This is a genomic window from Polaromonas sp. UBA4122 (assembly GCA_002381615.1).
GTDB lineage: Bacteria > Pseudomonadota > Gammaproteobacteria > Burkholderiales > Burkholderiaceae_C > Polaromonas.
In genome coordinates this window covers 32,968-41,716 of sequence record DFWY01000025.1, presented here as the reverse complement: position 1 = coordinate 41,716, position 8,749 = coordinate 32,968, and the positions used below count along the sequence as shown (strand labels likewise).

The 8,749-nt window shown below is 62.2% G+C and carries 9 protein-coding genes; 7 read left to right on the top strand and 2 right to left on the bottom strand.

The genetic code is table 11. The features are described 5' to 3' along the window. The first annotated feature begins 88 nt into the window (after nt 1–88). Together B3F77_RS03500 and B3F77_RS03495 are read left to right on the top strand one after the other, a co-directional pair. The gene (locus tag B3F77_RS03500; protein ID WP_293603612.1) at nt 89–283 is read left to right on the top strand and encodes a DUF2905 domain-containing protein; all 195 of its coding nucleotides are present in this window, start codon (nt 89–91) and stop codon (nt 281–283) included. A 21-nt stretch (nt 284–304) separates the two neighbouring features. Continuing rightward, nucleotides 305–1,252, top strand: a complete 948-nt coding sequence (locus B3F77_RS03495) for an ROK family protein (RefSeq protein ID WP_293603611.1) — start codon at nt 305–307, stop codon at nt 1,250–1,252. A gap of 8 nt (nt 1,253–1,260) precedes the next feature. Here B3F77_RS03495 and B3F77_RS03490 read toward each other — a convergent pair whose 3' ends face one another. Continuing rightward, complete coding sequence (locus B3F77_RS03490) at nt 1,261–3,351, bottom strand: lytic transglycosylase domain-containing protein (RefSeq protein ID WP_293603610.1); 2,091 nt, start codon at nt 3,349–3,351, stop codon at nt 1,261–1,263. A 9-nt stretch (nt 3,352–3,360) separates the two neighbouring features. Here B3F77_RS03490 and B3F77_RS03485 point away from each other — a divergent pair, with 9 nt between their 5' ends. Further along, nucleotides 3,361–3,999 carry a 5-formyltetrahydrofolate cyclo-ligase gene (locus tag B3F77_RS03485; RefSeq protein WP_293603609.1) on the top strand — a complete coding sequence of 213 codons (639 nt, stop codon included), beginning with the start codon at nt 3,361–3,363 and terminating at the stop codon, nt 3,997–3,999. A gap of 31 nt (nt 4,000–4,030) precedes the next feature. Here B3F77_RS03485 and B3F77_RS03480 read toward each other — a convergent pair whose 3' ends face one another. Beyond that, the gene (locus B3F77_RS03480; RefSeq protein ID WP_293603608.1) at nt 4,031–4,423 is read right to left on the bottom strand and encodes a RidA family protein; all 393 of its coding nucleotides are present in this window, start codon (nt 4,421–4,423) and stop codon (nt 4,031–4,033) included. 239 nt (nt 4,424–4,662) lie between these two features. On the opposite strand from B3F77_RS03480, the gene B3F77_RS03475 reads away from it, so the two are divergent. The 4 genes from B3F77_RS03475 to B3F77_RS03460 all read left to right on the top strand — a co-directional run. Continuing rightward, nucleotides 4,663–6,222: an ABC transporter substrate-binding protein gene (locus B3F77_RS03475; protein WP_293603607.1), complete on the top strand. Its 1,560-nt coding sequence runs from the start codon at nt 4,663–4,665 to the stop codon at nt 6,220–6,222. A 195-nt stretch (nt 6,223–6,417) separates the two neighbouring features. Beyond that, nucleotides 6,418–7,359 (top strand): ABC transporter permease, encoded by a 942-nt coding sequence (locus B3F77_RS03470; protein WP_293603606.1) that lies wholly within the window; start codon nt 6,418–6,420, stop codon nt 7,357–7,359. Nucleotides 7,360–7,379: 20 nt separating this feature from the next. After that, nucleotides 7,380–8,219 (top strand): ABC transporter permease, encoded by an 840-nt coding sequence (locus B3F77_RS03465; RefSeq protein WP_293603605.1) that lies wholly within the window; start codon nt 7,380–7,382, stop codon nt 8,217–8,219. Between the two features lie 10 nt (nt 8,220–8,229). Further along, the coding region (locus B3F77_RS03460) for an ATP-binding cassette domain-containing protein (RefSeq protein WP_293603604.1) at nt 8,230–8,749 on the top strand (520 nt) is incomplete at its 3' end.

The following is an 8,749-nucleotide window of genomic DNA, read 5'->3' as shown; positions in this document are numbered from 1 at the left end:
GCTGTGCTTGCTTGGGGCGGCCCGGCGCGGCGCACGGCCAACTCCGGGCTTTTCACTTCGTGTCATGCGCCGCACCTAAACTAGCGCCATGATTCGCTGGTTCATCGCCATTTTTCTCACGCTGATTATCATCAGCTGGTTCAGCCCGCTGCTGCAGAAACTCGGCTTTGGTAAATTGCCGGGTGACTTGCGCTTTCGGCTGTTTGGCCGCGAGTGGTTTATCCCCCTGACCACCACGATTTTGCTGAGCTTTGCAGCCAGCCTGATCGCCAAATTTGTTTGAAACGTTTGAAGAGGTCGCGGCATGAAAGCCTGTGTGGATCTGGGTGGCACCAAAGTCGCCGTCAGCCTGGCGGCCGATGTAGCCGGGGCATACCCGGCGCCCTTGCAGGCGCGGCGCTCCGAGCCCACCGCCAAGACCGGCGCCCCTGATGCCGTGGCGCTGCAGATTCTGCGCATGCTCGCGGCAGCTTGCGAGGAAGCCGGGGTCAGCGAGCGTGACATCGAGGCCGTTGGCGTGTCATCCTGCGGCCCGTTTGTGATGAAGGCGGGCATGATCGAGCTCGCCGCCCCCAACATCTGCGGCGGTCTGGCCGGGCCGGCGCGCGGCTTGCCCAACAGCTGGACCAGCGCCTTGCTCGAAGCGCCCCTGCGTGAAAAATTTGCGGATGTGCGAATAGCCAACGACGGCATAGGCGCGCTGCAGGCGGAGCGCCGCTGGGGTGCGCTGCAAGGCATGGCCCACTGCGCCTACGTGACGTGGAGCACCGGTATCGGCGTCGGGCTGTGTGTCGATGGCCACGTCTTGCGCGGCAAACACGGCAACGCCGGCCATGCGGGCCACATGTTTGTCAGCGACAACAACGATGCGCTGTGCGGCTGCGGCAACATCGGTGACGTCGAAGCGCTGGTAGCCGGCAACGCCGTCGCGCGGCGTTTTGCCGCGGCAGGCTACACGGACGCTGCCGGTGTTTTTTCAGCTGCGGGTGCGGGTGACGAAGCCGCTGTAGCCATTGTGGATGAGTTGTGCCGGGTCATGGGCCGTGCGCTTTACAACCTCGTCATCACGCTGGACCTGGAGCGCATCAGCCTGGGCGGCAGCGTGTTCTGGCATCACCGCGACTACCTGCTGCCGCGCTTGCAGTCTTTCATTGGCGGCAAGCTGCCGGCGTTGACCGGCGGCTTTGAACTGGTGCCCGCCGGCTTGGGAGAGCGGGTGGGCGACTTCGGGGCGTTGGCGCTGGTGAGTTGAAGCCAGGATTAGGGCAGGTCCTGGTTCACTTCAGGCAAGGCCGCATCGCGGGGGCCGACCATTCCCAGCCGCGATTTCAGTGACTGGGGCTGTCCCGTCAAAATGGCGGCATAGTTGGTGGCGTTCGACAACACTTTTTTCACGTAGTTGCGGGTCTCGCTGAAGGGCACGTTCTCGGCCCAGATGGCGGCATCCAGCATATGTCCATTGCGCCAGGTGCGGGGCCGGCGCGGCCCGGCGTTGTAGGCGGCTGCGGCCATAGGCATGGAGCCGCCCAGGTCATCCAGTGCGAGCTTCAGGTAGGCCGTGCCAATCGTGATGTTGGTGTCGCGGTCGCCCAGCTGGTCGGGGCTGAAACCTTCGAGGCCGAGCTTGCGGGCGGTCCAGCGCGCCGTGGCGGGCATGACCTGCATCAGCCCCGAGGCACCCACACCGGAGCGGGCGTCCATGACGAAACGGCTTTCCTGGCGGATCAGGCCATACACGTAAGCCGGGTCCAGGTTGATGCTCTGGCTGCGTTTGACCACCGTTTCGCGGAAGGGCATGGGGAAGCGTTGCTCGAAGTCAAGCTCGGTTCGGGTGCGCTCGCTGGTGTTGATGCAGCGGTCCCAAATTTGGAGGTCGCAGGCAAACTGGGCGGCGGCCAGCAGTTCACGCTCGCCCATGCCGCCGTGCTTTTGCAGGTTGGTGCTGTAGTTCCACTCGCGCACGCCTTCCGGGCGCAAGCCCATCATGATGGCGTAGGCGGCGCGGTTCAGGCCCGGGTTGAGCCGCGCGGCCTCTTTTTCTTCGGGTGTGAGCGGCGCCGGTTTGGCCGGTACCGTGATTTTCTGGCCCAGCTCTTCCAGCGCCAACTGCTCGTAAAAACCGCGTACCGAGGCGATCGACTGCAACAGCGCCAGGGCCTCGGCGCGCTGCGGTGCGATGCTCATGGTCTGGGTAACGCCAGAGGCGGCAGCCTTCGGCGCTGCGTCTGGCGGCGCCGTTGCCAGCAGCGCGCGCGCTTTCCAGTAAGTCCAGGTCGGGTCTTGGCGAGCCTCGCCGCTCATGGCATTGATGGCCATCGCTACCTGCGGCCAGTTGGGCTGGGTTCCCGCGCGCAGGGCGGCCCTGGCTTTCCACGCCAGCATGTCGTCGTTCAGGTCGCTGTCTTTGCTGACCTTGGCAAAGTATTGCAGCGCATCGCTGGCCGGCAGCGTGCCCATGCGGGTGGCGGCCTGTTTGCCTATTACCCCCCAGACCCAGTTACGCTCTTCGGCGGTAAGCTGCACCGCCCACTTGCGGTCCATCTGCCGGGCGGCACCTTCCACGTCGCTGGTGGCCAGCTTGATCAGCGCCAGCGTGATGATTTCCTTGCGTACCTTGCGCAGGGCCAGGTATTTTTCCGAGAGGAATTTGGTGGGGCTGCTGCTCAGCTCGGTCATCAGCCCCAAGGCTTCCGGGGCGATGATCTGCACCGCGTCGCGGGCGGCGCGCGGGCGGCTGGCCTCGGTGGCCAGGCGTGCTTTTTGCCAGACATCTTTCTGCGTGAGGTTTTTGGTGCCCACCAGCCGTTCGGCAGCTGCGGTGCAGCCGTCGTCGGCATCGCGCTGTGACTGCCAGTTCTTGCGTACTTCGTCTGCCAGGCGTGCATCCAGCGCCGGATTTTTCAGGTGCTCCACCAGCAAGGCATAGCAGCGTACCTCGCGGTCGTCATTCATGCGGTACTTGGGATATTCGGCTTCAAAGGCGGCCCAGTCGCGGCGCTGGCCCAGCAGCAGCAGCCAGTCGTTGCGCAGCCGGTCTTCCTGGTAGGTGCCAGCATAGCGGTTGAAAAAGTCCTGCACTTCCTGCGGGCTGGCCTCATCGAGTCGGGCCTTGAGTTCCCAGTAGGCGGTCCAGGGCTCAAGGACATGGCCTCTGGCCTGCGGCAGCAGTTGCGCCAGCTTGGCTTTGTCGCCGCGCTTGAAGGCCTTGTTCATCTCCAGAATCAGGGCGTCGCCAGCGCCGCCGCTGCCCGATGAAGTGGTCTGGGCCGCTGCCGGTGCCGCTAGCGTGGCCGAGAGTGCGACCGACAGCACGGCAGGAAGTGCCGCGCTGAAAAGAAATTTGTATAGCATTGGGACATTATGGACAAATTAAGCACCCGCAAAGCGCTGATTGAAGCGCGCCTCAATATGCCCGACCGCTTGGCAAGGGCCGATCTGCTGCAACGGGTGATGCGCATCTGGCTGTTTGGGCGCACTGACGAGGTGATTGGCGCCTACTGGCCGATCAAGGGGGAGTTTGATCCGCTGCCCGCGCTGTACCGCTGGCAGGAAGACGCCATTTTGGGCCAGGAATCACAAGAAAATATGCCACTAACCCCCGAAGGACGGTCACAACTAGCTACTGAAAGCATGGCAAGCCGGTCGCCGCGCAAGATTGGTTTGCCGGTCGTCAACAAGCTGCACAGGACCCTGACCTTTCATGCCTGGTATCCGGGCTGCCCGATGGAAGAAGACGCCTACGGCATTCCCAAGCCCAAAGACACCGAAGTGATTGTGCCGACGCTGTTGTTTGTGCCCTGCGTGGGCTACGGCCCAGGCGGTTACCGCTTGGGCTATGGCGGCGGGTTTTACGACCGGACGCTGGCGACCCTGCATCCCCGGCCCGTGACAGTGGGCCTGGGCTTCAGTCATGGCTGGCTGCCGGACTTGGAGCCCGAGCCGCACGACATTCCGCTCGATGCGCTGCTCAACGACAAGGGTGTGGTCTGGCCGGTGTAGGATGCTGCCCCCCGATGGAGCTGAACTCCGCTTAAGCGCGTGGCTTGTAAGCCACCACATCCATCTCAACCCGTGCATCCACCATCAGGCGCGCCTCGGTGGTGGAGCGCGCTGGTTTTTTGTCGCCGAAGTAGCTCATGTAGACGCGGTTGAAGCTTCCGAAATCGCGCGCGTCCTGCAACCACACCGTGGTTTTGCAGACGTCGTCCAGCGTGCAGCCGGCCAGCGCCAGAGCGGCGGAGAGGTTTTTCATGACCTGCCGCGTCTGCACTTCAATCCCACCCTGCACGATTTCACCTTTTTCGTCGCCCGGTACCTGGCCCGATACATAGACGAAGTCGCCAGCGCGCACGGCGGGCGAAAACGGCCGGGGCTGGTGGTCAGAGGCGATGGGTGGGTTGCCCAAGTATTCGAGTGCGGACATGGCGTAAGGCTCCTGATGGGTAAACAATAGACAGAGAATGGAAAATACCAGTCTAGTAGACACCAGACTGGTGCGTATGACAGGGCCGGGCGCCCAGGATCATGCAGCTTAAACCCCTAAGACTGAAATATAATTTCATGTTTTAGTGCATGCGCTAGGGTTTATACCGATTTTTTCTAAATTATCGATGGCATATTCTTTGCAAGTTGAAAAATACTTTCACTTTTAAGGAAATCGGCATGCTGCAAAAATTCTGGATCAGCCGTCGCAAGGCGGTGACTTTGGCGCTGGTGGTGGGTGGTACGGCCCTGTTGCCGGTCGGTGCCCAAGCGCAAACGCTTTCAAAATCCGCGCTCAACCTGGCCATGATTGCCGAACCGCAAACGCTGGACCCCATGGCATCCCCCACCGACCTGGTGGCCACCATCATGCAGCATGTGTATGAGCCACTCTATACTTTTGATGCCAACTGGAAAATAGTGCCCATGCTGGCTGAAAGCCTGCCCAAGGTGTCGGCCGACGGCAAGCGCTACAGCATCACGCTGCGCAAGGGGGTGCAACTGCACAATGGCCGCGAGCTGAACGCCGAAGATGTGGTGGCCAGCCTCAAGCGCTGGATGGAGGTGTCGCCACGCGGCAAGGCGCTTTCCAAAGAAGTGGCAGACCTGTCCGTCAATGGAAGCCATGGCATCGAGATCACGCTCAAGGCACCCTATGCGCCGCTGTTGCCGCAACTGGCGATGCCTTCCGGCATGGCGGCCATCATGGCGAAAGAGTCGATTGCCACGCCGCTGAAGGAGTTCGTTGGAACCGGCCCCTACAAATTCAAGGAGCGCCGTCCTGACCAGTATGTGCTACTGACGCGCTTTGACCAGTACTCCGCGCGCAAAGAGGCGCCCAGCGGTTACGGCGGCAAGAAAACTGCCATTGCCGATGAACTGCGTTTCATTCCCGTGCCCAACGCCAACACGCGTGTGGAGGGATCGCTGGCTGGGCAATACCACTTTGCCGATCTGCTGCCCACCGAAGCCCTGGGGCGCCTTGAAAAATCGGGCGGCAAGACCGTTCCCATCCTGACGCCTTCCTTCGGATTTCCGTACTTTGTGTTCAATACAAAAGAAGGCGTGATGGCCTCCCAGCCCTTGCGCAAAGCGGTGCAAACCAGCTTTGGCGAAGGTGAAATGCTGGCCGCCGGGTTCGGCGATACGCGTTTCTTCGTGGCTGAGCCCAACCACTTCCCCAAAGGCACGCCTTTCTATTCAGCCGCCGGTGCTGCCAGCTATAACGAGCGCGATGCGGTCAAGGCCAAAGGCCAGGCCGCCCAGGCCGGGTACAAGGGCGAAACTATCCGCATCCTGACCAGCCGCCAGTACGATTTTCACTACAACATGGCGCTGATCATGGCCGAGCAGCTCAAGCGCGCCGGTTTCAAGGCCGAGCTGAACGTGGTGGACTGGGCCACGCTGGTGCAGCGCCGCGGCGACTCCAGGCTCTGGGATATTTACATCACGCATTCAGGTCAGTTCCCCGAACCCATGCTGTCCCCGCCGCAACTGGGCGACGGCGCACCGGGCTGGTGGAATTCACCGGCCAAGCAGGCCGCGCTGGCTGCGCTGAACCACGAATCCAACCCCGCCAAGCGCGGCGCCTTGTGGGGTGCGGTGCAGCAGGTGATCTATGACGAAGTGCCATATATCAATGTGGGCAAGTTCAACAGCCTGTCGGCCAGGTCGCCTGCGCTGCAGGGCTATGTGCCTTCGACCTGGCCCTTCTTCTGGAACACCGGCCTGAAAAACTGATGAAGATGCGGGCCTCCACGCTTTTCACTTCGTGTGATGCGCGAGGCCCTGCAGGCCGCGTCTCGCGAGACGCTTCGCCTCTGTCGGCTGTCCAGGCCTGCGCAAGCAGTCTCCAGCCCCTCGGGGGCGGTGTTTGCTTGGGGCGCCCGACGCTGCGCACGCTGGCCTTGTGCCTTTAGCTGAAGAAAGATCGTCATGACACGCTATCTGTTGTCACGCGTCATGGGCATGCTGGTGGTCATGGCGCTCGTGGCCGTCATTGTGTTTGTGCTCACGCGCGCCGCGTCGGGAGACCCCGTCACGGTGCTTCTGGGTGATCAGGCGACGGCGGAAGACATTGCCCGCGTGCAGAAAGAGTATGGCCTGGACAAGCCGCTGCCGGTGCAGTTTGGCTACTGGCTCAAGGAGCTGTCGCAGGGCAACCTGGGTGAGTCCATTTTCCTGCAGCGCCCGGTCACGCAGGCACTGTGGGAGCGGGCCGAGCCCACCACCTTGCTGTCACTGATGGCCGTCTTCATTGCCGCGGCGATCGGGGTGCCCTGCGGCGTTGTCTCGGCGGTTTTTCGCGGCAAATTGATCGACCAGTTGTTGACCGGCTTTGCCATGCTGGGCGCCAGCATTCCCAGCTTCTGGTTCGGGCTGGTGCTGATGCAGATTTTTGCGGTGTCCATGGGCTGGTTTCCGGTGTCGGGCTATGGCGACCCGGGCGCCACGCTGGTCGAGCGCATTCACTACCTGGTGCTGCCCTCGGTGGTGCTGGGCGTACTCAATTCCGCGCTGATCATCCGCTTCACGCGCGCTTCCATGCTCGATGTGCTGGGCGAAGACTATGTGCGCACTGCCCGCGCCAAGGGCCTGTCTGAAAACGTGGTGGTGCTCAAGCACGCGCTACGCAACGCAATGGTGCCCATCATCACCGTGCTGGGCCTGACCGTGGCGATGATGATTGGCGGGGCGGTGGTCACCGAAACCGTGTTTGGGCTGCCAGGTGTCGGCAATCTGGTGGTGAGCGCCGTACTACGGCGCGACTACCCGGTAATTCAGGGTGCCTTGCTGGTCATTGCCATGATTTATGTGGTGATCAATTTCCTGACCGACCTGCTTTACATGGTGGTTGATCCCCGCGTGAAGTACTGACGTCCGAGGCGACCTGCTGTATGAAAATTCCGCTGATTCTAAAAAAACTGTTCCGTCGCCGCATCGTGCTGGGCGCGGCTATCTGCCTGCTGATCGTGGTGCTGGTCGCTCTGCTGGCCAACGTGATCACCGGTTACGACCCCAATGAAACCGCGGTCAGCCAGCGTCTGTCGGTGCCCACCGCCAGCCATGTCATGGGGACCGACGAACTGGGGCGTGACCTGTTTGCACGTATTGCCTTTGGTGGCCGCTATTCACTCACTATTGCCGCATTGACGGCCACAGGCTCCATTGTGTTTGGCACACTGTTTGGTCTGGTGGCGGGGTTTTTCCGCCGGCTGGATGCGCCCCTCATGCGCATGGTGGACGCCATGATGTCTTTCCCCGACATCCTGCTGGCCATTGCTCTGGTGGCCATTCTGGGTCCCTCCATGCTCAACGTGGTGCTGGCGCTGGTGCTTGTGTACACGCCGCGCGTGGCACGGGTGGTGCGTGCCTCAACCCTGGTGGTGCGTGAGCTGCTGTTTGTCGAAGCGGCTCGGGCCGTGGGTGTGTCGACAGCCCGCATTTTGTGGCGGCACATTTTGCCCAACCTGATGTCGCCCATTCTGGTGCAGGCCTCGTTCATCTTTGCCTATGCCATCTTGGCTGAGGCCGCCCTGTCCTTTCTGGGTGTGGGCGTTCCGCCCGAAATTCCGACCTGGGGCACCATGGTGGCCGGCAGCCAGCAGTATGCGCACGAAGCGCTCTGGATTGTTCTATTTCCCGGACTCGCCATCATCCTGACCGCGCTGTCATTGCAGTTGCTGGGTGACGGCGTGCGCGACCTGCTGGATCCGCGGCTTAAAAAGTCCATGTGAGAAATACCCCATGAACCCGCCCCTTAATCCACTGCGGCTCGATGTCCGCAACCTGAGCACTTTTTTTGATACCGACGAGGGACTGATCCGCTCGGTGGCCGACGTCAGCTTCAGCATTCGTCCCGGCAAGACCACCGCCCTGGTGGGCGAGTCCGGGTCCGGAAAATCGGTGACCAGCCTGACGCTGATGCGCCTGTTGTCGCGCACCGCGTCCACGCAGGTCAGTGGCCAGGCCCTGTTTGCCAACCGGGCTGGCGAGACGCTGGATTTGCTGGCCTTGCCCGAGCCGGCCATGCGCCGCATACGTGGCAATGAGATTGCGATGATTTTCCAAGAGCCCATGACCAGCCTGAACCCCGTCTTCACGGTGGGTGAACAGATTGCGGAGTCGGTGCGCCTGCACCTGGGGCTGGACCGCAAGGCCGCCATGGCCCACGCCCAGCGCATGCTGGAGCTGGTCGAGATACCGGCTGCGGCTCAGCGGCTGCACGAGTACCCGCACCAGTTGTCGGGCGGCATGCGCCAGCGCG

Coding starts and splice junctions, on each gene's coding strand:
- B3F77_RS03465 (WP_293603605.1), top strand. CDS start 7,380: ATGAAAATTCCGCTGATTCTAAAAAAACTGTTCCGTCGCCGCATCGTG.
- B3F77_RS03475 (WP_293603607.1), top strand. CDS start 4,663: ATGCTGCAAAAATTCTGGATCAGCCGTCGCAAGGCGGTGACTTTGGCG.
- B3F77_RS03495 (WP_293603611.1), top strand. CDS start 305: ATGAAAGCCTGTGTGGATCTGGGTGGCACCAAAGTCGCCGTCAGCCTG.
- B3F77_RS03490 (WP_293603610.1), bottom strand. CDS start 3,351: ATGCTATACAAATTTCTTTTCAGCGCGGCACTTCCTGCCGTGCTGTCG.
- B3F77_RS03500 (WP_293603612.1), top strand. CDS start 89: ATGATTCGCTGGTTCATCGCCATTTTTCTCACGCTGATTATCATCAGC.
- B3F77_RS03470 (WP_293603606.1), top strand. CDS start 6,418: ATGACACGCTATCTGTTGTCACGCGTCATGGGCATGCTGGTGGTCATG.
- B3F77_RS03485 (WP_293603609.1), top strand. CDS start 3,361: ATGGACAAATTAAGCACCCGCAAAGCGCTGATTGAAGCGCGCCTCAAT.
- B3F77_RS03480 (WP_293603608.1), bottom strand. CDS start 4,423: ATGTCCGCACTCGAATACTTGGGCAACCCACCCATCGCCTCTGACCAC.